Source organism: Porcincola intestinalis (genome assembly GCF_009696445.1).
In the GTDB taxonomy this organism is placed as follows: domain Bacteria; phylum Bacillota; class Clostridia; order Lachnospirales; family Lachnospiraceae; genus Porcincola; species Porcincola intestinalis.
Genome location: NZ_VULZ01000023.1, coordinates 1 through 22,246 on the forward strand (window position 1 = coordinate 1; position 22,246 = coordinate 22,246).

General features: G+C 48.5%; 28 protein-coding genes. All 28 read right to left on the reverse strand.

Annotated elements, in window-relative coordinates; genetic code table 11:
- Positions 1–725 (reverse strand): phage tail-collar fiber domain-containing protein (locus FYJ35_RS13980; RefSeq protein WP_154527525.1); only part of this gene is annotated, 725 nt, incomplete at its 3' end.
- A 9-nt stretch (positions 726–734) separates the two neighbouring features.
- Positions 735–1,289, reverse strand: a complete 555-nt coding sequence (locus FYJ35_RS13985) for a phage tail protein (protein ID WP_154527526.1) — start codon at positions 1,287–1,289, stop codon at positions 735–737.
- Between the two features lie 10 nt (positions 1,290–1,299).
- Positions 1,300–2,415 carry a baseplate J/gp47 family protein gene (locus FYJ35_RS13990; protein ID WP_154527527.1) on the reverse strand — a complete coding sequence of 372 codons (1,116 nt, stop codon included), beginning with the start codon at positions 2,413–2,415 and terminating at the stop codon, positions 1,300–1,302.
- Positions 2,416–2,418: 3 nt separating this feature from the next.
- Positions 2,419–2,751, reverse strand: coding sequence for a hypothetical protein (locus FYJ35_RS13995; RefSeq protein ID WP_154527528.1), 333 nt, complete (start codon positions 2,749–2,751; stop codon positions 2,419–2,421).
- Positions 2,752–2,757: 6 nt separating this feature from the next.
- Positions 2,758–3,711, reverse strand: coding sequence for a peptidoglycan-binding domain-containing protein (locus tag FYJ35_RS14000; RefSeq protein WP_154527529.1), 954 nt, complete (start codon positions 3,709–3,711; stop codon positions 2,758–2,760).
- A 3-nt stretch (positions 3,712–3,714) separates the two neighbouring features.
- Positions 3,715–3,963, reverse strand: a complete 249-nt coding sequence (locus tag FYJ35_RS14005) for a tail protein X (RefSeq protein ID WP_154527530.1) — start codon at positions 3,961–3,963, stop codon at positions 3,715–3,717.
- A complete protein-coding gene (locus tag FYJ35_RS14010; RefSeq protein ID WP_154527531.1) occupies positions 3,960–7,541 on the reverse strand; it encodes a phage tail tape measure protein in 3,582 nt (1,193 codons plus the stop codon). The genes FYJ35_RS14005 and FYJ35_RS14010 overlap by 4 nt, the downstream gene beginning before the upstream one ends.
- A gap of 9 nt (positions 7,542–7,550) precedes the next feature.
- On the reverse strand, positions 7,551–7,751 hold the full coding sequence (locus FYJ35_RS14015) for a hypothetical protein (RefSeq protein ID WP_154527532.1): 201 nt from the start codon (positions 7,749–7,751) through the stop codon (positions 7,551–7,553).
- Between the two features lie 5 nt (positions 7,752–7,756).
- On the reverse strand, positions 7,757–8,659 hold the full coding sequence (locus FYJ35_RS14020; protein WP_154527533.1) for a phage late control D family protein: 903 nt from the start codon (positions 8,657–8,659) through the stop codon (positions 7,757–7,759).
- Positions 8,660–8,775: 116 nt separating this feature from the next.
- Complete coding sequence (locus FYJ35_RS14025) at positions 8,776–9,258, reverse strand: hypothetical protein (protein ID WP_154527534.1); 483 nt, start codon at positions 9,256–9,258, stop codon at positions 8,776–8,778.
- Positions 9,259–9,315: 57 nt separating this feature from the next.
- Entirely contained in the window at positions 9,316–9,834 is a 519-nt protein-coding gene (locus tag FYJ35_RS14030; RefSeq protein WP_154527535.1) for a phage major tail tube protein, read from the reverse strand.
- A gap of 13 nt (positions 9,835–9,847) precedes the next feature.
- On the reverse strand, positions 9,848–11,317 hold the full coding sequence (locus FYJ35_RS14035) for a phage tail sheath protein (protein WP_154527536.1): 1,470 nt from the start codon (positions 11,315–11,317) through the stop codon (positions 9,848–9,850).
- A 13-nt stretch (positions 11,318–11,330) separates the two neighbouring features.
- Entirely contained in the window at positions 11,331–11,990 is a 660-nt protein-coding gene (locus FYJ35_RS14040) for a hypothetical protein (protein ID WP_154527537.1), read from the reverse strand.
- Between the two features lies 1 nt (position 11,991).
- The gene (locus tag FYJ35_RS14045) at positions 11,992–12,333 is read right to left on the reverse strand and encodes a hypothetical protein (protein WP_154527538.1); all 342 of its coding nucleotides are present in this window, start codon (positions 12,331–12,333) and stop codon (positions 11,992–11,994) included.
- A 4-nt stretch (positions 12,334–12,337) separates the two neighbouring features.
- Positions 12,338–12,475: a hypothetical protein gene (locus FYJ35_RS14050; RefSeq protein ID WP_154527539.1), complete on the reverse strand. Its 138-nt coding sequence runs from the start codon at positions 12,473–12,475 to the stop codon at positions 12,338–12,340.
- A gap of 2 nt (positions 12,476–12,477) precedes the next feature.
- The gene (locus tag FYJ35_RS14055) at positions 12,478–12,750 is read right to left on the reverse strand and encodes a hypothetical protein (protein ID WP_154527540.1); all 273 of its coding nucleotides are present in this window, start codon (positions 12,748–12,750) and stop codon (positions 12,478–12,480) included.
- A gap of 16 nt (positions 12,751–12,766) precedes the next feature.
- The gene (locus FYJ35_RS14060) at positions 12,767–13,804 is read right to left on the reverse strand and encodes a major capsid protein (protein ID WP_154527541.1); all 1,038 of its coding nucleotides are present in this window, start codon (positions 13,802–13,804) and stop codon (positions 12,767–12,769) included.
- 23 nt (positions 13,805–13,827) lie between these two features.
- A complete protein-coding gene (locus FYJ35_RS14065) occupies positions 13,828–14,253 on the reverse strand; it encodes a hypothetical protein (RefSeq protein ID WP_154527542.1) in 426 nt (141 codons plus the stop codon).
- Positions 14,254–14,267: 14 nt separating this feature from the next.
- A complete protein-coding gene (locus tag FYJ35_RS14070; RefSeq protein WP_154527543.1) occupies positions 14,268–15,395 on the reverse strand; it encodes a head maturation protease, ClpP-related in 1,128 nt (375 codons plus the stop codon).
- Entirely contained in the window at positions 15,392–16,975 is a 1,584-nt protein-coding gene (locus FYJ35_RS14075) for a phage portal protein (protein WP_154527544.1), read from the reverse strand. The genes FYJ35_RS14070 and FYJ35_RS14075 overlap by 4 nt, the downstream gene beginning before the upstream one ends.
- 13 nt (positions 16,976–16,988) lie before the next feature.
- The gene (locus FYJ35_RS14080; protein ID WP_154527545.1) at positions 16,989–17,231 is read right to left on the reverse strand and encodes a DUF6148 family protein; all 243 of its coding nucleotides are present in this window, start codon (positions 17,229–17,231) and stop codon (positions 16,989–16,991) included.
- Between the two features lie 15 nt (positions 17,232–17,246).
- Positions 17,247–19,103: a phage terminase large subunit family protein gene (locus tag FYJ35_RS14085; protein WP_235906592.1), complete on the reverse strand. Its 1,857-nt coding sequence runs from the start codon at positions 19,101–19,103 to the stop codon at positions 17,247–17,249.
- Positions 19,100–19,612 carry a hypothetical protein gene (locus FYJ35_RS14090; protein WP_154527546.1) on the reverse strand — a complete coding sequence of 171 codons (513 nt, stop codon included), beginning with the start codon at positions 19,610–19,612 and terminating at the stop codon, positions 19,100–19,102. Before FYJ35_RS14090 ends, FYJ35_RS14085 begins: the two co-directional genes overlap by 4 nt.
- A gap of 2 nt (positions 19,613–19,614) precedes the next feature.
- On the reverse strand, positions 19,615–20,229 hold the full coding sequence (locus tag FYJ35_RS14095) for a hypothetical protein (protein WP_154527547.1): 615 nt from the start codon (positions 20,227–20,229) through the stop codon (positions 19,615–19,617).
- A gap of 201 nt (positions 20,230–20,430) precedes the next feature.
- A complete protein-coding gene (locus tag FYJ35_RS14100; RefSeq protein ID WP_328597096.1) occupies positions 20,431–20,784 on the reverse strand; it encodes a type II toxin-antitoxin system HicB family antitoxin in 354 nt (117 codons plus the stop codon).
- 218 nt (positions 20,785–21,002) lie between these two features.
- Positions 21,003–21,449, reverse strand: a complete 447-nt coding sequence (locus FYJ35_RS14105; protein ID WP_154527548.1) for a hypothetical protein — start codon at positions 21,447–21,449, stop codon at positions 21,003–21,005.
- Positions 21,446–21,805, reverse strand: coding sequence for a hypothetical protein (locus tag FYJ35_RS14110; protein WP_154527549.1), 360 nt, complete (start codon positions 21,803–21,805; stop codon positions 21,446–21,448). The genes FYJ35_RS14105 and FYJ35_RS14110 overlap by 4 nt, the downstream gene beginning before the upstream one ends.
- Positions 21,795–22,169, reverse strand: a complete 375-nt coding sequence (locus tag FYJ35_RS14115; RefSeq protein WP_154527550.1) for a hypothetical protein — start codon at positions 22,167–22,169, stop codon at positions 21,795–21,797. The genes FYJ35_RS14110 and FYJ35_RS14115 overlap by 11 nt, the downstream gene beginning before the upstream one ends.
- Positions 22,170–22,246 lie beyond the last annotated feature (77 nt).

The following is a 22,246-nucleotide window of genomic DNA, read 5'->3' on the forward strand; positions in this document are numbered from 1 at the left end:
CCGTATCCCTGAACATTTGCTGTTGCTGTACTTGTCCAATATATTCCGGTACGGCTGCACTGGTTGGCGTCAGTTGCGTAACCGTTGTTTAGAAATACTTGATCGCCCCAGGCAATCTTGTTGTTTAAACTGTTGTTTAGCGCAGTGATGTCGGCGGTGTTCTTACTAATGTTGCTTGTGTTTGTACTGATTGCTTCGCTATTGCTTACTATTTTATCGTTTAAAGTCTTGGAAGCATCACTGACCGCAGTAGCAATCGCATTATCCATTGTTGATTTTGAAACAACCGCACTCGTGTCAATGTTAACGGTAAGCGTATCTGAATTGCTGATTGCGTGAACAAGATACAGCGCAAATATGAAATCCGGAGATGAAGCTTTTGTTGGGATATTGATCCCTGTCTGTGAATCCTGGTGAAGCGCGATCAGCGTACGGGGGCCATCGTCAATATGCCCCCACAAACCAATCTCATGTGCAACATATTCGGTGCTTTCAGCAGGGCTGACCTGTACCTTGAATTTAGTCCCTCCATCAACAGCATCTGCACTGACTATCGCAGCCGTAGCCTCCTCATGCGCTAATGCAGTAGCTACTCGCATATTTATATCGTCGACATAGCCGCTGCCTACACTTGCTCCATCGATTGTGAGTGTATGACCGTTAGCTGTCCATTGAGAGAGGATCTGCTGCCCCGCGTTTGTGATAACTCCTTTCCAGCTCATCATTCTCCTCCTTTAAAAGGTTTCACTGTTTACTACAATTTCAATCCCTGCTGTTGCGGCCCCGGTCTTTATCTGAGAGATAGAATCTTCAGAATTGAAGAAGATATTGTCTAATATAGATCGGGAATTCTTTAATCCTTTTATCGCCTTTAATGCCCATTTGTTTTGTTCATCTGACCATTGACCGGTCACAGTGACATTGAAATGGAATGGATCGCCTCCATATTCCCACCATTCTTTTACTTCGGCTGAATCAAAGGCGACTTTTAAATATCTGATTATTGCATCCGGAGTTCCATAACACGCATAATTCTTGATTGCATCTGCTATCCAGTTACGCTTCAAATCAATTTCTGCGCCGTAGTCATAGAGAATGTTATATTCCCATGCGAGTTCATCAAGTCTCCATTCCGGCATGTCTTCGACTTCGGTGAACTGATCAACGCTCTGGGATATTGTGGTATTCAGGTATTGCATTGCCGCTTCAATGGCTTTAGCAACTGCGAAGCCATTTTTGTCATCAAGAATGAACTTCGGAACCCATTTAGATATATCAAATTCGAACATCGTCTCTTCCTCACGTCATGGAATGGAGCGTTACTGTTCCTTTACATCTTTCATTCGGCTTGATTTCCGTATAAGCAATCGTATTTGTACCGTTATACGTACTGCTGCTACCCCACTTCACGCGAGTACATCCCGCCTGATACATGGATGCCATAAGCAGATCAGGATTAAAAGGACGACCGATCACGCTATCCTGCCATTTCTGATATGTGCTTACAGCATCATTGACAGCCGACACAATCTCGCTTGAATTATCACATGCATATTGCACATCAATTGCGTAAGGAATTGCAGTAGCTTCCTTTACCGAAACCTTATCTGTCAAAGGTCTTGTGTCTTTGGCGGAAAGCTTTTCCAATACGGAATTGATGACAGCTGCTTTTCCAGTATCGCTAGCAAAAATGAGATACACCCATACTTCGCCTTCTGGAATGTCGGTCATATCAGTATGGCCAAGCGCTTCAGCATCTACAATGTCGCTGCTTACAGTTTTGGCCATAGCCTCATACTGTCCTTTGGGACCTGATGTAAGAGCTATAAGACCATGGAGCCTGATCCGCTCCCTGTAAGTATCATCGTCTTCTTCCTCATTTCCTCCGGAAGCATCTGTTGCAGAAACAATGCTGCTTATATATTTTTCGTAATCGCTTTTTGAAAGTGATAATGCAGTCCCGACAGTTAAACCATTTCCTGTGATACCGTCCTCTGTGCATTCCACCTCAATTGTTGCAGTCAGCTGATTCCCGGTCAGCGCAATATCCTCTTTCGTTTGATAGAAGACTTGTCCATCGGCTGTCATTGTGGAACCTTCAGGAAGAGTGAATGCCTCCTTAGCCGTAATCGTAACTTGAGCTGTTGCCGGGCTGGCTGTGATCCGCTCACAGTTTCTTCGTTCTCCGATAAGATCAAGATATGGACCGACTGCATACCGCAATGTTTGCATCCTTAAAGCGTTGTCTACGCCAGCAAAGACCTGAACAATATCAGCCTGAACGCTTCTGAGGAGCATGTCCTTTTCATCGCCTGGATAGAGAATATCTCCGCCCGCTTCGACATAATTCAGCATCATGTCTTCCCATATTGCATCCGGATCGTATGTCAAGTAATGGATTTCTGTATTATCCATACATCAAACCTCCTCCGCGTCTTCGTCGATGTCTATATCAATAATGACTTTGATATACAAACCTCCTCCGTCTGGCAAAATCGTAGCTTCAGCATCCACAACCTCAACATCTGGTTCCCACATCATGACACGATCCAATTCAGGGATCAGTCGTGTTCTGAGTTCATTGACCGGAAGATCGTATACTCTGCTGTCAAGTCCTCGCAGTCTGTCATATGGAACCTCGCCCATATGACACATGAGAAGATTTTTCGCATTTTGAAGTGTACGTTTTACAATATTGTCCTCTTGAAAGTCTATAGGAGCCGCAATGTTATCGATCTGATATTGTGCCATAAGCAATCACTTCCCATTCCTTTCGATAGCTGCAGCTTTTGCTGAGTAATAACGTGCCTGACGTGCGCATCTTGCGGATTGGCCTACCATTTTCTTGATATAACTGGTGGCATTTGTTTTCTTTCCGGATTTGCTACTGACCGCTTTTGAGACTCCCGCAATAGTACTTGCGACGTTTCCTCCGCCGGATGAGCTTCCTCCCGATCCTCCGCCACCATAGCCGCCGCGGGGCGAGGATCTTTTTACAGATGATTTTTTGCTCTTCCCTTTTTTCTTTTTTCCGCCTGACGAACCACCACCACCACTGCTGCGCTTGAATGTGAGTGAAACGTCAGCTTTTCGCCATCCAACATTAGGCGCAATATCAACGTTTTTTACAGTCGCGTCAACAAGCATCAATTGACAAGGCAAAAGCTTTTTCCCGCAAATATAAAAATAGTCCGACTTCCCCGCATCAGCTTCTTCGATAAATGCCATTGCCTCACTTTTTACATCGCATCCGATAAACGCATTCATCGGAATCGTAAGCGTCACCTCTGTTGGATTTGCATTTTTCCTGGAAGCGTTCCCGGTGTTGCTATCGCTTTTAGTCTCAAGCGCTGAAGAACTTTTGATCTGAAGGCTGGTAAAGCTGTATATCTTGTCAGATGACACTGTAAATATATGACCTCCCCATTGTCCCTGCGCATTCCCAGCAACACCACTTAACGAGGATCCACTTTTCTTTTTGACTGATTTCTTTTTCTTTTTCAAGCGAGCTGATAAAGCGGCCCGTGTCTGCGTCCCGACAACACCATCAATACGGATACCGCAGGCTTTTTGAAACTTCCGAACAGCGGCATCTACTGCCGCTCCAAAGCTTCCGTTTATCGCGCCAGAATAATAACCAAGCTTCTTTAGATTTTTCTGAAGCGTTTTAACATCGCTCCCGCTGCTTCCCTTTTTTAATGTTCGTGCCATGTCTTACTCCTTCCATGGAGCTTCGTCCGGAGTGACTGCCTCTTCAGGATCATCTTCTGCCTCATCCTCGTCCGGAATATCTACAACGGGCAATTCAAGCAGCTCTCCGCCAACAAACATAGGCACAGTGCAGAACAACGGATTTGCTGCCATAAGCTCGCAGGCGTATTTCTCATCGCCGTATACTTCAAGCGCGACAGAATCAAATGTTTCACCGGCAGTGCACTGGTACTGTGTTTCGCTTAATGTCATGCGTACACCTCCACTTCATCCCGCATTTTGCGGTGTGCATACCACTTGTCAAGCCGCTCCTTGTCAGCGATCAGCGCCTGTTCTACGCCTGTAGCGTCATTCGCATGGATAACCGGACTGTATACAAGAGTCGTAGCAGTATTGGAAGGATTCGCATTGAATCCACCATAACGTGCCAGCAGATCACTCCATGTGAAGCCTGATGCTTTTCTGGCCGCATTCAACAGATCTGCTGTCCGCTCAGAGTGCTCCTCTGGGATCGCCCACTCAGGACCGGCTTCGCCAAAGATTGATGCTGTTGTTGCACGGCCACCATTCGCAAACAGCCGATGTCCGACAATGTTGACTCTAATCGTTGTTCCGTTATACGAATTGATTATTCGTGCAAGATCAGACGCATTGCCTGTTACCCTTTCAATAAGCGTCTTTCCGTCTTCGGACTGGACTGCCATCTGCAGATCAGTTGCATCACCATCAACATACTCCATCAGATTCTGGCCGTCTTCACCATCGATTGTCGCTGAAAGCTTTTGCACATCACCATCAACATCAACCTTTACACCTTGCTGCTGCAGCTGTTCAACAGCGCTTCCGCCGTCTGTCTTTGGCATAATGTTGACCGGAATAGCGGGCTGCTGTTCGATAGTACTCGTATCGATCTGCGGGTTCAGCTTCACAGTCGTCCCGTCTACCTGCGATTGGATATCCGCCGCAATATTCGCGGTATCAATCGTTGGCGCACTCTGCACAGACACATTGGGATTGACTGTAGGAAGCGGATTCGCCCAGTCATAGCTCAAATCGTATTGTGATTGAGCGGCATTCTGACTACTTGTATTATTCCCACTCTCATTTTGATGATACGTGCTATAGGTTGACTCCCAGTCCGATTTTCCGGAAAAGAGACCGTTACCATTATTCGTGTTCAGGTATCTGTCAGCGCCAGTTAAATGCGTATCTTTTCCGATTAAGTTCTTATATGCTTTTCCTGTGTTGGTGAAATTATCATTCAACTGCTGCATGGTATACAATGTCATCAGCCTGCTGGCTGACTCAGTATCCCCTGCTTCCTGTAAAGCCTTTATTGAACTTTGAATGGAATCATAACCACCAAGGTTTTTGATTTCATCTGCCATGTACTCACTGATCTGGGTCCGGATATTGTTATGTCCCAGATCAGCTTCCCCAGCATTTGCGTTCGTCCCATAAGTGGATTTGTACTGTTTATAAGCTGCATCTGTACTGAGTTCCCCGCTCATAACCTTTTGAGCAAGGGATTCCAAGCCTTTGTATGCGTCTCCCAGTTCACTTCCCCTTATGGCGGTATTGTAGAGATTCATCAGGCCGGTGTCGTAACCGGAAAGCTTTACTGCTCTGTCTTTCTCGTATTGCCTCCGAATTTCTTCTTTTTGACGTTCAGTTTTTGCTGAAGAAACTCCCTGTTTTTCGTTGTTGTATTCCAGCTGGGCGACCTGCGTATAATACTCATCATCGAGTTGTTCAGCAGCTTTGCTTCTCTGACCAGCAATTTCATCCGCGCCCTTTTGGACACTATCAAGCCCTAAATTCTGGTACTTATTAAGGGTTTTTAACAGATTGATCTGGCTCTGTTTTTCTGCTGCTCTTTGCGCACATTCAGCCACCACCCGGTTGTAGTCATCCATGTAGCTCTGGATTTTTTCCAGCTCTTCCTGATTGACTTTGCCATCTTCGAATGCGCTTGACATCGCATCGCGCAGATTTTGACTCGCCGTTTCGACTGCTGCGACTGAATCCTCATAGGACTTCCCGAAAGTTTTAGCTATCTCCTGGTAAGTGGAATTCCCTACTGCTTGCTCATCGCCGCCAAATAAATATGAAAAATAGCTTAGTGACTCAGCCGTACTATTCTGTACGCCAGTCATAACATTGGTGTACATCTCGGTTCCGAGAGACATAAGCTGCTTTTTATCTTCCGGAGTAAGTGTTGCCCCTGTAATGACAAACGTCGTAAGCTTACTCTTAAATGTCTGGCTGGCCTGCTCATATGCCGTAACGCTGTCATTAACCGCCTGCTTAAACTGGTTGACCGGCTCCATAGCAGAATCAAACTGCTGCGTAACCTCAGAAGCAAAACTGCTGATGGAAGACGTATCAAGCTCCATGTTGCCGAACTTGCTTTCGAAATCAGACTCACTCAGATTGCTTAACGCTGCGGCTGCCGCAAGTGCTACTGTTGCGCCTGCGCCGATTGCACTCGTAGGAGTGAACAGCATTCCGATCATACGCGCTGCACTGCCAGCTGCGAGAAGTGCCGGGCCTGATGCTGCGACAACTTCAAGTCCGCTTACAAGCGATCCGAATTTCCCGTCGTCCATCTCGGAAACTCTATCGACAATCCCGCCGACGCCTTCCATGACTTCTTCAAGCTGAGGCGCGAGCTGTTTTCCGACAAGCTGCTTCAAGCGCTCCATCTTACTCTTGAACGTCTCAATCTTGCCATTGAGCGTGTTCATCATGGTCTTAGCGGCATATTCGCCATATCCGTTTGCAGCGCCTTCCTTCATCTTGTCGTAGAGTCCTTCGTAATTTTCCGAAGCACTCCGGATAAGAGTTAGGGCTTCAGTGACCGTTCTTGTTGGGAATATGGACGACAGGATCCGCAGCGCGTCTTTGTTCTTGTCTATATTGTCAAAACCGCCTGCGATATTGCCAAGAGCAAGGTACAACTCGCGGTAAACATCCAGGATGCTTTTTAGATTCCCTTGCTCGTCATATGCGCTGAATCCGGCCTGTTCAAGTCTTGCATTCGCAGCGGCAAGCGCCTGATCGTTCATCAGTTCAGCCGCTTCATCACTTGTTGCTCCCAGCTCACCCATGGCTTTGGTGGCCTTCTTTGTCGGCGCAACAATACGAAGAATTGAGTTTCTGATCAGTGTACCTGCAGCTTCCCCGGTCTGCCCGGCATTAGCAGTAACGGCAATCAACGTCATCAACTCTTCCGGATCCGACGCAAACCGCATCGTACTGCCCATCTTCAGCATGGCATCGCCGAATTCCTCGACCGTACTGGCACTGCTGTTCGCAGCATATGTCCACAAGTCTATGAAATTCTTAAGGTTGTCGCCATCTTTATCGAATTCAATACCGAACGCATTCGCGGATTTAACAATGTAGTCAACTGCATCAGAGAGGTCAATGCTGCCAGCCTGAGCAAGCTCCATGGCGGCTGGAATACCTGTCATGATCTGGTTGAAATCCCAGCCCGCATGCGCTGCATTGGATATAGCATCAGCAACGTCATCTGTATGGAAAATCGTTGTCGCCGCCCATTCCGTTGCGGAAGCGTCAAGATTTTTCATAACACCAGACAGCTCTGATGTATTGCGCCCGTAGGTCGTGGACAAAGCGACCTCGGCATCTTTCATACTCTTCTCGTAATTCCGATAGACATCGACTGATTCTTTGCCGAAATCGATCAGCTTGTCGCTCATGGAGCTTGCAAGGGATCCGAGCTCCGTCAGCGTAGCACCAACCTTCGAAAAGCCATTACCAAGCTCGGCATTTATTAGAATTGTTGTTTGAAGAGTCTGTGCCATAGCCACTCCTTACATGCCGCAGATAATACGACCTGTCCCGTCATTGAAAATGAAGTAATACACCCTGTCGCCTGCCTTGTAGCTCTCTGTACCGACAGGCTTAATCGGACGGGTGATAATGCCGTTTCGGTCCAAGGATGAGATAATGTACCCATCCTGATGCACCTGAGATACCTCGCCACGTTCTACAATTCCGCCAAATATCTCCATTTCAGTTACCTGCATCGTCTGAGCGTTGTCTTTGTCGTTTCATTCACCAGATCGTGTTCCACATCGTCGACAAGCCACGCGCCATCTGCGTCTGTTCCGCCCGAAAAATCGACTCTCGACAATGCCGTAAGACCTGGATTATAGTCGTTGTCCATTTTGATACATTCGCACTGCCTGTTTAATGACAGCAATTTTCCTCGCGCCCATCTGCCGGCTTGAATACTGTTCATAACCGGTAGGCTGTTTATCGTGAGGCTCGCATGAGCCAACGGAACTGAAGCATCTTCAGCTGTCGCTGAAGCATACGGCGTACGGACAGTCAGACTGCGATATGCTGATCCATTCCGGATGTACTGGAATCCTCTCTGCTTCGCCGTAATCTCCGCCTGCTGATTTGAAACACGGTTTTGCGCGTATTCAATACCGATGGCTGCATACTTCCCGTTTACGCACTTTAACGTCGCTCCCTCCAACTCAAGAAGCCGCTGAAGGAATGCCGCACAGCTTTCGTTATCCTGTTCGAAATACGGGATATTCGTCCCTCCGTCTATTCCATAAAGACCATAATTCATACCTGAGACATTCGCGCATATGCGCATAATCTCCTCGATCGTCTTATCCGAATAGCTGCGATACTCTTTCTTTCTGGCGGCACACGGAAGGGATGCTGCAACGATCTGGTACTTGCCGTCCGATGGGATCACTCGGTTCACATACATCACACCGCTGTCATACCCTTTATGCGACACTGATATCCGGTCGTCCTCTTCTGGTTTCCAACGATACCAGCTGGCAGCATTTTTAAATTCAATCTCCAAGCTGTCACTCCGACCGACTGTATCATGGACAATGCACGAAGTAATTTCCACTGAATCCGTGATATCAGTCCCCTGGTAAAATACCTGCATATGTCATTCCTCCCGTTTTTCAAGCACTCTTCCGATCGTGTTGTACAGGAGATGGAACTGTCGCACCGTCATATTCAAAAAGTCCGGTATCGAGGTATGTGTAACCATTCCAGCGGTCACGACTTTTTCGAGATACGAAGTTGCCCCGCCCGCGCCGAGGCTGAGAAAAAAAACGTTGCAAGCTGAATAGCAACCACCGCATCAGTCATCCCGATCCGCTCAATAATATCAGTCGTATCAACGCGGGGCGTTTGCTTCGATGCAGCCCTTGCAAAAAGTGCCAGCGCCTGTCTGTCTGTGATACGGAAAACCTGCTGCGCATTGGAATCAGAATCCATAGCCGCGGCATATTCCATGCCGGTCAATACAGTGAAGTCATACGTAAGTTCCGTAATTTCTTCATCGCCTGCCTTAATTGGAGTCTCAAGCGTGAGCTTTCCTTTACCCTCTTGGATTGCTTCATTCGCAATCTTCTGCTTGGCGTTACGTTCTTCGAGCTGCTTTTTCAGGGCTTCCATATACTCCTCAGCGCGTTTCTTGCGCTCCTCCGGAGTAATGTTCTCTGCTTCTGCTGCAGCGTTTGTCTTTTTCTCATCCATGTGATTTCTCCCTTCCTGTCAAAAATGCGGAGGTGGCTTTTGCCCCTCCGCTCATGATCATTTCAGCAGGTTCTGCACATTATCCGTATAGGACTTCCCATTGTACTTGATGACACCTGCGGTCGAGTCGATAATCGTCACGACATTCCCATCAATCTCTTCCTCGTAGCGGAGCAGAGAATAATGTTCGGTGGAACCATACGGAGAACCGGTTTCGATATCGCCCTTCTCTGTCTGTACATGCGCTCCTACAAGACGGTATTTCACGCTCTCATAGCCCACAACACCCTGAGTGGTATCGTACTTCTGCCGCGCAACCCGGAATTCCTGCGTGTGTTTCTCCGGTGAAGAAAGCAGGTTGCAGTTCACACCATTGTTGTGTGTGATGGTGTACTCAGACGCTTCAAAGTGCGTCATGTCCGGCATGTCGATGTCCATCACAACACCCGCAACGTTCGTGATCTGGACTGTCTTATGCTTAATTGTCGGAAGACCTACTTTCGTAACATCCTCGATAACGGTGTTCGAATCGAGAAGCCGGTGGTCGACCACATTGCAATATACTTTTTTAGGCATCTGCTAACCCTCCTTATGCTGTCTCGTAATACGTCTTGAACCCGTCATCAGTCCATGTGACAACTGCTGTCAGAGACTTCGCAAGCGGCGTTGTCGTTACGCTGAATGCAAACTTCCAATCACCGATAATATCGCTATTCGCATCTGCACTCGCATTCAGCACAACATTGCCATATGTGAGTGCTCCGATTGAAACAAGAGCATCGAGTCTGGTCTGCTCCTCAGAAGCGATCTGCTTGATATCGTTCGGGGAAAGCGGCTGATCAACATACAGCGCTCTTCTGCGCTGGAAGTCGTTGCTGATGTAATAGAGCATCATCAGATTTGTCGCAGCCGTATTGATCTGCGTCGCATTGTCCGGCGTGTAATCTGCAGAGCTTGCGCCCCAGATCGCCCAGCGTCCGCCGACATATGCTGCGGAAGTAATGCCATACTTATTCAGCTTCTCATTGATGATATGATCATCAATGACACGGCCAACAGAATCCTCTCCGAAGTACAGATTCGAGATCAGTCCGCAATCGGTATTACTCTCGGTGTAATACGGGATGCCATCATGCGCGATAAGCAGGCTCAGGAAGTTCGCCGCAGCCAGGCTGGAAAGATGGTATTTGTTCCCATCTGTGCCGCTGACAAGCGGGTAATAAACACGCTCATTCTCTTTGTTGTATCCGTTTGCGGCCTTGAAGGTTGCAGCCGTATCAAGTGTAACGGCAGTCCCCTTGCTGTCCACAATCGGAAGATCCGCGAGAACGAACGCATCCCAGTGACTGTTGATCTTAGAGCTGTTCTGGCACATTGCCGCATGTACAGCCGGATGAGATGAGAAGCCCGGAGCAACGATAAAGGACGGGATATATCCGGTCTTCTGCTCGACATTTCTGATCGCGTACATGCCGGTATTCAGGCCAAGGTTATCAGTCGTTCCGATGACATCCACATCTGTTACAGCCGACGGATCAGCCGCATTGTAAGTGATTGTCAAAGCGGAAGTACCAAGAGCACCGGTGGTTGTCTCGCTGATAGTGACGGTATTTTTGCTAAAATTGGTGGATACGGTATAATCTGTCTTCGTAACGCTCGCAGCCTTAACCGTGATCGTATCGGTAATGATTTTGTCGGCGTCAGTAAGAACGACCGCACCATTCTCGGGCGTCTTAGTAACACTTGTCACATCAGAAGCTTTGTGTTTTGCCGGGTCAAAAACATTGATGAATACAGCCGGTCCGACTCCCATTTTCTTAAAGAAAACGTGGATCAGCTCACAAAGCGTATAGCTTCCCCAGTCATCGGAATAACCAAAAAGTTTCATTGCCTCTGCTTCATTGTTGACAACGATCGGCACGTTGACATTTTTCGCACCGCCCGCAACCATATGCACAGGCGCGGTCCCGACACAAACAATGGCGTTCTGGCTCTTCTCGACTACGCGAGTGCCGACGACATTGATCTCGCCGTATGCGCCGTGTTTGAATTCTGCCATAATCTAATCCTCCTTATTGCAGAAATGAATCGACAGATGGAGCTCTTCCACGGTCGGCATAACCGTTGAATGTGACGCTCACAAACCCATAGAAAAGTGGCCGCCTGTCTACAACATAGTTTTGATCCGAATACAAACTTGTTACGACAGTCTCTTTGTCAACCATAAGATCAGTATTCGGTATTTCCTCGTCTCTCAGAAGAGCTTCCTTGCAATCGTCCATCCAGTCGAGCAAGGTGAACAAGCCCTCTTCCGTGCCTTCTTTGATGAGTGACATATCCAACTGTTCACCGTTTTCTCCCGCACTGTCAATAAATCCAGGGAGCTGGATGCCAGGCTCATAGACAATAAATAAAATATCTACTGAAAGATGCGAACCCATAAGAGACGGACGATGCACGTTGTTGTAACGGTCGAATCGTTTTTCTTCCATGTACTCCGCATATGCAGGTCTTGGCATAACAATGATCCCAGGCGCTACGCTTATCGAATCATCGGTATAGAACCCCGTCGCGTCTTTTCTGGAAGGTGCCCACGCAAGATAGCATTGTGGCTTCTGCTGTCTGCGATCAGTAATACTGCCGTCCGGCGGTGGGGCTTTCATCATCCGACCATCACACAGGTTTTTCTCAATCCATGCTTTCAGGCCTTTCAATCTTTCAACAGTCCTCATGTCAGAACTCCCTCGCGTCTCTCGCAATCAGCCAGATATCAAGAAGGCCCATGTTGTTCAATACTTCAAGAACAAACATGGGCTTCTTGTCAAATACAATCTGTGTATTTGGCTCTGGCTCTTTCCCACCAGGGAAACCTTTTAATGGAGTATGGACCAACTTCTGTCTGGCGTTGTTATCCCAGGAAATATCGTTAACGTTGTTATTCTTACGTTTCAACGATTCTTCCTCATCAACCACACAAACAATCTTCTGTCCATTCCAGAAATGGGTGGTCGCGAATTGATCCTCTCTCATGAAGGTGCGGGATATGTCCTTTTCGATTCGATCTTTCAGGGACATCCAATCACCTCTTCTGAGTCTTGTCCGCCTTCGGGCTCGGCTCGCTATGCGGCACAGCCTTGCCCTGTTCGATCATCCGAATCGCATAACTCTCGTTGTATGCGCGGATCTCACCGTTAGCTACCAGCTTTACAGTAAGCATCTTCAGCCCTCCTTCCCTTTATTCTGACGCCTTGACTTCTTCGCTGCTGTTGGAAGCTCGATCTCGATTTCCTGATCATCTGTATCAGAGTCAGATGCACCGGGCATTTCATTAACCGCATCAGTCTCTTTATCGGAATCATCCGGGACTTCTATCACTGCGCCAGTTGAGAGCAGCCAGTCAAGCTGCTCTTTCGGAAGCTTGCCGGGGATGAATTCTCCCCGGACAATAAGCTTTCCTTCAATGCTGAGATAATGAGCAGCAACATACTGCATACTGCCACCTCCCTTATCAGATAACCTTCGCGACGCACCATCCACCAACGTTCTTCGGAACAATTGTCGGGCAGCTGGTCAGGCGGTTCTTGATCGCATTGCTTGCGATGGAGCCATAGCGGAGCGGGACCTCTTTCTTGATGTAGGTCATGTGCTGCGCATTGGATCCTTCAGACTCTACCTGCGTAACCGGACCGTGATAGATATTCAGGATATTGTCGCTTCCTGCAATCAGAGTACCGTCCGGGATCAGCTTCTCCGCTTTCTGATTATCGTCAATGAAAGTTCCGGAAAGGCTGTACATCTCCACACCATCGGAGTTGTACCCGATGAACCGGAGCCCGCTTCCACGATACTTGGTGTTGATCTTTCCCATGTCAGCATTACGAAGATCGTACTGCTTGATGAAGTCAGAATTCTTCAGCATTGCGCTTGCCACATCCGGAGACATGACGATCTTTGAGACCTCACCCATTCCGTCATACACAAGATCAAAAATCTTATGCATATCACCATCAATGTCAGCTCCTGTCTCGTTCCACTTCTTTGCCGGAGTGAAGTTGTTTTCGAAACCATAGTCTGCGATCTTGGACTCCTTGATTCCTCTGCCTTCATTCGTGTACTCAAACACGGAAAGCTTTCCGGTAAGAAGGACCTGTCTCACCATCCATTCACGTCTTCTCTGGATAGCTTTGCGCATCTCCATGAGGTCTGCCGCAAGCATCTTCTTCTCACGCTGCTGCGGGGTCATTCCGCCGATGATCCGCTCTCCGAAAGATCTGTTCTTGAGATTGGAATCCTCAATGATTCTCTCCGGAGCGATACAGCAGAAACCGATCTCTCTGGTCTCAAATCCGTCTCTGTCCATTAGAACACCACCTGCACCAGGATGAACCATCGGTGCCATTCTGCGACTGCCCTTGCGGTAATCGTAGATAGCCTTATCATCCTCGACAGTCCCGGCGTCATGGCCAAAGAAATCGTACAGTACGCTATATTCAGGCGGCATCAGCTCAATTGCTGCAAGCTGTGCTCTGGTAGAATAGATATCCATATGCTTTACTCTCCTTTCACTTATCAGGTGCCAGATACTGTGTTCTGGAAGGTATCGGCAGACTCCTTTTTCGAGAACACAATGTTCTGTCCGCGAAGAACTGCCTTAAGTGCGTCAGTAAGCACCGCGCCATTCGCAAGCTTCACAGCTCCGTCAACGAAGATACCTGCGCGGTATGCCGCCGCATCTTCTGCAACTGCCGTCACGCCTGATCCCGGAGCTGCGCCGGTGTCAACAGTCTCCTTCAGCACAACAAGCTGGGTGTCAGCTTTGACATTCGCTGCCGCTGCCGGAGAATAAAGCCCGGTCGTCTCGCGGAAGAGAACGGTTCCAGCCGTTACAACACCATTCCCCGGCTTGCACGGAACAGTGATCAGGTCCGCACCCTGTGGATCAGCCAGGAGATTTGCATAAGTCTGCTGTCCGATAGTCTCATACAGTTCACTCATTTTCTACTCCTCTCTCAAAACATTCCTTCGGAATCGTTCTCCGCATACTCTTTTGTGTATACGGCCATCTCTTTTGCGAAGTCATCAATTTCCTGCTCAGGTGCCTTATCTTCCGGTGCTCCGCCTGTTACATCTGCCGCCGGTGCGGTCTCATCTTTTCTCTGGTTGAGAAATTCAGAGCCCTTTTCCTTCATGGCTTTCACAAGCTGTTTCTGGAAGTCAGCCGCAGAGGTTCCGTCAGCCTTCGCCTTTTCCGCCATCTCCTCATAGCCTGGGAGCGTCAGGGCATCGATATCTGACAGGCGATCACGCTCTGCTGTGATTGCTGCCTGCTGAATACTCGCAAGCAGTGCCGGATTTGCATCCTTGAGCTGTTCAACCGTTGTGTTTTCGTTGAGTTCCATTTTTGTGTCCTCCTCCTTTGTTGGATTTTCAGTCGGTTCTCCGGCATTCGAAGCCCCGTTACTGACATCAATTATTGTTGTCCCGATATCTTCCGGGACATGCGTGTAAATGGATTTCATCAGCTGCATATCATTGTCTGATACACACGCAACAGCCTTCTTGTCACTTGACAGAAGCTTGTCGCAAAAGCCATTGTCTACTGCTTCTTTAGCAGTAAACCAGGTTTCAGCATCCATCCAGCTCTTGATCTGTTCTTCTGTCTTTCCGGTTTTCGCCGCGTACATCGCATGGAACTGCTGCTCCATCTTGCGCAAGTGCTCTGCATCATGCTCTAACTGTGCAGCATTTCCCCATGTAAACAATGACGGATTATGAATCATGAATTCGCTGCCGTCTGCAATAGTTACAGTTGCATCTGGAATTGTCGCGAACAGAGTAGCTGCGCTTGCGCACAAGCCCTCGATCAGAACGCTGACATTATCGAATTTAGAGTTTATAACCATGCTTCGCATAGCAACCGCGCCATACACCTCACCGCCGGGCGAATTGATATGGATGCACAGATTCTTTGCTCCGTCCTGCTTTGCCTGCTTAAGAGCCTTATCGAAGTTGTCACTACAAGACTCCCGATCGTCGTCGCGATACCATTTTTCACTGGATATCGTGCTGTAGATATTTACGTCTGCGGTCTCGCCGTCAACTGCGAGATCGTACATCAGACGATACCGCTCACTCATTCCTCTTCCCTCCCCATCTGCTGAGTCTCCTTGATTTCCTTCTTGCGCTGCTTGATGTTCTCGTCCCAGTTGTTGCCGTTGTACTCGCTGGCTTCCTGTTCCTGAGTCGTAATGTTGTTGGCGATGCGTCTTTCGGCTGCATTCGCTTCCTTCAGCGGATCAACGTGACCCATACTTGCGCCCATCCAAAGGCATCCGCACCATGCTTGTCTGATTGCCGGATCATCAAAAAATCCGGGCGCGTTGATACGTCCGGATGCGACGGCTTCGGAAAGCCATTGCTCATATATAGGCTGATTAAAACTTGCATTAAACTTCGTACGGTAAACTCTTACCGTTCGCCAGAAATCAAGAAGCGCCGCTCTCGCTGCAGTGTAATTGCTCTCATACTTCTTTGTGAGCACTTCCTTCGGGATTCCCATGCTGGAAGCAAGGATCGTGATGGATGTATTCACAAAGGACTCAAACTGCGTATTGCTTCGAAGCGGATTGACTGTCTCGATCTTCTTGCCTTTCGGCAGGTTGTAAACCGCTCCGGGTGCCAATTCAAGGTGAATATCATCATCTGTCACCTTGTCTTCTTCGTCTACAGCATCCTCAAGCCCGAATTTCCCGTCATCACTGTCGCTGACAATAAAAGCTGTCAACATGGATGAGACGACATTTGCCGCGAGTTCAGAGTTCATATACCGCGTAAATTGCTTGACACCCTCGATCTCTGCGGAAACAAACGGTATACCGCGACGCTGCTCTGGTCGCTCGAATGTCATAACATGCAGGATATTGGGATATCCTGTGTCCTTCCCGAATGCATCGATCGGTGTCCAGAACAACTCACTATTATTAGCTCGTGCCAACGGGCTTCTGCTGGCGATGTAGTAGCGGATGACTTCTCCATCTTTGTCGATCTCCACACCGTCAATGATGCGTCCCCCGGAATCTGTTTCGCGGCTCTCACTATCTCCGGAAGTTTCCGGAGTGCTGATCCGGTCAGCTTCCAAAAGACGGATCGTTGTTTGATACGGCGTTCTCTTGTTCTCTTTCATCCCGAACAATGCGAACACATCGCCTGACATCAGCATCGACAAAAAAGCCAAGCTCTGAAGTCCGTAGAAGTTCTGCTGACGCTCTGCGTCACACATCGTGTTTTCCGCCCATAGACGGAATTCCCGCAGGATTGTTCTCTCGGTTTCTTCCCGGGCATCATCACTCATACCAAGGAATTCACCATCGAGCTTTGGTTTAGGCTGAATCCCCCAACCGACAACGGACGTTGTAAGCGTCTGAGGTCCGCTTCTGGCAAGTCCTCCGCCTGCATACAAGTCTCTTGCCCTTTGTCTGAGCGTTGAGGAATACAGGTCGATATTGTCTTCGGAGTCGCCTCCGTCTATCACCCACCCGATCAAGCTTGAAAGCGTCTGGCTTGCGCCATGGCTTCCATAGCTCATCTTCGGTGTTTTGGTTCTGTCTGGGGCCGCTTCAGGAAGCTCCTTTGACATCCTGCGGATGTAAGCATCTGTGCCTCTCCTCGGAGAAAGCAGATACAACATCCGTTCTCTAATTGTTGGTTCTCTGCTCATTCAGCTTTCTCCTTTAAAGATCACGTGGGACGATCCGCGCTACACGCTTCGTCCGAACACTGCCGGACAGTGATTCAACAACGTTTGAAAAAAATTCAATCTGTTTCATCAGGTCATCAAGATCAAGCGCCGTGTATTCGCGTGTGCCGATCTTGTAACTTTTGGCTTGCCCGGTTATCAGCTCCATATGAGCTTCTTTGACAAGCCCAAGCATTTTCTGTGCTTCAGCAAGCGTATACGCGACTCTTACTGCCATATCCCATTCCTCCGTTTAAATCCTGATTCCCTGACTTATCACATAGCGCTGTTTCCGCTTCTTATCGGCTTCCTGTGTAATAATCTTTTCTTCTTCTTCGCCCTTCAGCGCTCGTTCAATCCGGTTGAAAGGCCAGTGGAAATATCGGTATGCAGCCCTAGCATAGTTTCTGCAGTCGAGTGGTTCATTCCGCTCGTAGAACTTTTCCCAGGTAACAACACTCTGGCCGTTTCTTCGCTTAATAATCATCCGCTCAGAGATAAGACCCTTGAAATATTCGCGGTCATATCCAGCTCTGTAGTCAATCGGGAAATGCATGTATGACGGGCCAGGCTCCTTCACGCCTGCTTCGTACATGATCCCGCCTTTGCCGTCATCAACACCGATCATGAATTTGACCGTATCACCTGACCGCTTCATCGGATGGCAATACTCTTTTCCTTCGCCGGGTTCACCCTTGATTGCCCATACACGCTTTGTCTGCCGCCTTGCACATTCTCGGTAAACATCCTGAGTGAAATGTCCGCCGGAATCTACAAACGTTGCAAGGATTTTCATCTGCATCCCGTTTTTAAGCTGCCACTCGCGATCAATGAGCTGATCGATTTCCTCCCAGACGCCCGGAGCATCTGCCCTTCCCGGAATGATCCCCCGGCTGATACCCCAGCTCTGGCCTTCTCTGTCCCATCCGACGACCTCATACTCAAGACGATTATCCTGCGTATCAACTCCCATGGTAAGGACAAGAACGCCTGTCGGGACCTCTGCATCGTAATGTTCTCTGCGCTTATACAGTTCATATTCAAGCCCGTTCTTGATATGCACTTCCCATGTCTCACCGAGAACAGTGTTGTGAAAAACCTTCAGCTTGTCCGGGTCTTTCTTCGCTTTCAAGAATTTCCAGACGATGTCTTTCCATGAGGACCATGGAGACATAAAAGCATTCAGCCGAAATGACCGGATCCCATTATCAAGCGCTCCGGGATTGTTGCTCACCCATTTTGCGGGGAGCCGTTTTGCTTCGTGTTCCGGAATCACTCGCTTGCACACCGGGCATTCCCAACCAACACTTAATACCTTGTAATCTTCCTCGCCTTGTTCGTTCTTGACTGGCTCCTTCTCGAACTTAATATTCTCGAACTTGATAAAGCTGAACGTGTGGCAATGCGGGCATTCCGTGCGCCATTCTTCCTGCGTGCCATTCATGTAATCCGTCTCAATTTTCGAATGCCCTTTGATTGTCGGCGTGGAAGTTTTGACGATCTTCCGATTGTGCCGGAATGTCTCAGTTCTTCGCTCTGCCAATTCCTGCGGGTCACCTTCAGTTCCTGCGGATGGTGGGAAGCGGTCTGTCTCGTCCATGAAGATGTACCGCACGGGCTTACTTGAAAGGTCTGCCGGACTGTTCGCTCCGATAATGGCAAGTGATCCTCCGGGGAATGTCTTCATGGTGATCGTGTTTGTGGTATCCCTTGACCGTTGCTTGTATACTTTCCGCCTGAGTCTTGGACAGGCATCAATCATCGGCTGAATACGCCGTTTGGAATAATCATCTGCTACGTTATCCGTTGGTTGAATATACAGCATCGGGCCAGGGTCATTGTCAATTGCGCATCCCATCATGTTCAGCTCGATCTCAGATTTACCAACCTGAGCAGACGCCATAATGACAATCTGCCAGATTCCAGGCTGAGTAAAGCTGTCCATGATCTCACGTTGATAGGGTGCTCTGTCTGTTCTCCACCGTCCAGGTTCAGCACTGGATTCTGACACAAGCACTCTGTTCTTGTCAGCCCATTCAGACACTGTTTGTTTGGCTGGTGGTTTGAACATTGAGTATGTATACCGTTCCAGCTCGGATATTGCATTCATTCGTCTTCATCTGTCTCCTCATCCTGTTGTACTGCTGCATCTTCCGGAAGTGGTGTCTCTGATAATGCTTCAAGGACTGTCCTGATCTCTCTGTCGATAATGTCGGCAATTACGTCTGTGTTATCCATCATGGTCAGCATTGGTGCGAGCTTACTAGGAAGATGAATAAGATTCTGCATGACGGTGTTCGCAATCTCTCCCCAAAGCCGTTTAACTTCGCCCACATCAACAAGCTGACCTTTTAGCTTTTCGACTTCGATCTCTGTTTTCTCGGCCTTCGCTTTTTCATGCCGGGCCTTGATCGTGTCAATGTCTGCATCATCACTAGCCTCCCGCGATATGTTGTACGCAACCCATTTCTGCACAAAAATAGCGAGGTCGTATTTCCCGTCCTCGCTTTTCACAAACAGCTTTCTGCCTTCCGGCAGATCTCTGTCGATGTTATACAATTGTCTGTAAGAGTAGCCTGCAACTGTCGCAAGCTCCTTTTTTGTCATCGGGTATCCCATAATCACACATTCCCGAGAAGCTGGTTAAATTCATGCTCTAATCGCTGATACATGTAATCCTTGATGTCCTTCTGCACATCAGCCTCGCTTCGGTTCGTCGGCATCTGCGGAAGCGCAATGGATACCATCTTCTCGATTGGAAGACGCTTTTTTGAACGTCTCGTCCATGTAAGTGGCATGATACTCGAGCCGAGATTTCGGAATGGTGCATTGCCCCCTGTATGCCCGACACGTTGCGGCAGTGTGCTTACGCCAGACTTTACGATTTTGGCCTTGACGCGATATTTCCGTTTTAAGCTCTTCCAGCCATGCGCTCCCCCGCTGGCAGAAACTCCTTTTCCGCCAATGTCACGCCGTCTGCCAACAACAGGAATCGAACAACTCAAATCCGAAACAGTTCCCTTCTTAACCGCCGTATTGATTTCTCCAGGCGTAACGTAGTACTTTTTCGGCAGATCCTGTCTCAGAATCATCCTGACATGCCCAGGCACACGTCTGTATACACGACGCATGGCACGATGTACTTGCTCATCGCTCAAATTTCTTCGCAGCGCTTCCGCTTTTTTCATCACATCTGTCGCGTCGATATAAAGATATATCGGGCCTTTATCCGCCATGAGCTACGCCTCCTTCGTTAGCATGGCGGGGCGCTTGCCCCGCCGGGTGAATTTGTATAGCGGCCTGCACTCTTCCGCTTGGCAGCACTGCCGCCACACAAAAAGGGAATGCCATATAGCATTCCCTTCTGTTTATCGCTTATGCCTCTTTTGCAAACCCGGGCTTATCTTTCAATGTCTCCTGAAGAACTCCGGATACATTCAGGTTTGCTTCATCTGCCGCTCAAACCATTCCAGAAGTGTTATATTCCGTCTCACCATCTGAATGTCAAGCTTCCTGCGGTATGCATTAAAGTCAATATCAACAAGTGTCAGGATTCCTCCTCCAACATCAGCAAACGTTCCGGAAGCTATATCGATATCCTCCAGCGCCGAAGGCTTCGGAACTTCCTGCTTTTTGTCCTGCAATGTGACACATGCCAAGCCTATTGCGTTCCTCGCCATATAAATAGCATCCGCTATGCTTTTGCCTTCTGTGAGTATTCCCAGATCAGGAACCTCGACAAGCACAATGTCTTTATCACGTGTAAGTATTGTCGGATATGCTGCTTTCATGTTCTTTTCCCCCATCTTGTTGTTTGTGTGAAAAGAGATTTGGTATCATTTTTGTTTTCCCATCCTTGCTGTAGATATCGTGATCCGTCCCAATGGTAAGTAACTAACAAGCGGCAGGCTTTGAGGCCATCCCTCATACAGGATCGCTCAAATCGCTCAAAGTCTACCGCTAACACAGGATGGGAAAATGGTCAATCGCTTTCGTCCTTGACCAACTTTCACGCTACTATCATAGCACGAACCTCGTTATCATTTGTTATCATCTTTTCGAGATGTTTGATGCCCGAATCATATATCCGGACTGTCTGCGGCAATGAGTAGTTGATCATCGCTGCTACGTTCCGCATCGCCGGGCGCTTCACGGAAAGAAAATAGCTGTCAAGGACCTGCCGTTCGCGACTGTCCTCTAGCATCCAGATCAGCTTCTGTGCATTCCGCCGTTTTGCCGCGAGTGTTTCCATCTTGTTCTCAAGCGATGTGACATAGCCTGCGATTTCCGCCATGCGGTCAGTTATTGTGTCTGTCGGCGATACCTGCACCTTGTCCGTATCATACCGTACCGCGCCTGGAAGCAATGACATTCGCATCTCGTAGATACGTTCGTTCAGCTCCTCAATCTCCTTCTGTTCGTCCCGGACTGAATACAAGTATTGCTTAATAGTCATAGCGCCCTCCACATATCTTTGCTGCTCGGCAGCCGCTGGCCACAATGCCGGCAGAACACGTCGGTAAGCAATACGTCCGCATCACACACAGGGCATTTGAATGTCCGTCTCCCTGGATACTCGCGCTGTTTCTCGACTGCGTTTACTGCGTCCATGATTGCGGTCTTCCGGATGACCGACGATTCCTCGCCTGCCATCTGCAGCCAGTCTTTAGTCAGATCGTCATCTACCATTGCCTTGTATTCACGCATACTGTCTGTGTCATCCAGGTGCTCCATCAGCGCCTTGCCAAGATCAGACACGCTTGAAATGCAAAACAGCTTCAAAGTCCTTGTGGTAAGCTCTTTAAGCTCCATGCTTCCTCTCCTTCTCCTCCATCAGCAGATAAGCAGGATCGATGCTGTTTTCCCACATGAAATTCTTCAACCAGTCCTGAAGCCAACCGCCGCCGTGCGGCTCATGTTCGTTCGGCAACGCGTCTGACAGACCTTCCAACATGGCATTGACTATGGACCAATCAAAATCCGATCGCTCCGGCTGTAACAGCTTCTTCCGGTCGTCCAAGTCGGTGAACTTATCCTGACACTCAATTACGTAAAGTGCCCTGTGTAAGCCTTCCGCATATCCTCTCCCGTATTCATCCCTGAGAATCGGTGGCGTGTATTCAATAATTTTCTTGTAAATCGCATTGTGCAGCTTGTCGTAATCAATGAATCTCATGCCGCGTCCTCCTCAGTCGTATGTGATCCCAAGCTCTTCGAGCGTGTATGCTTTATTGGGCATCATGCCTTTATACA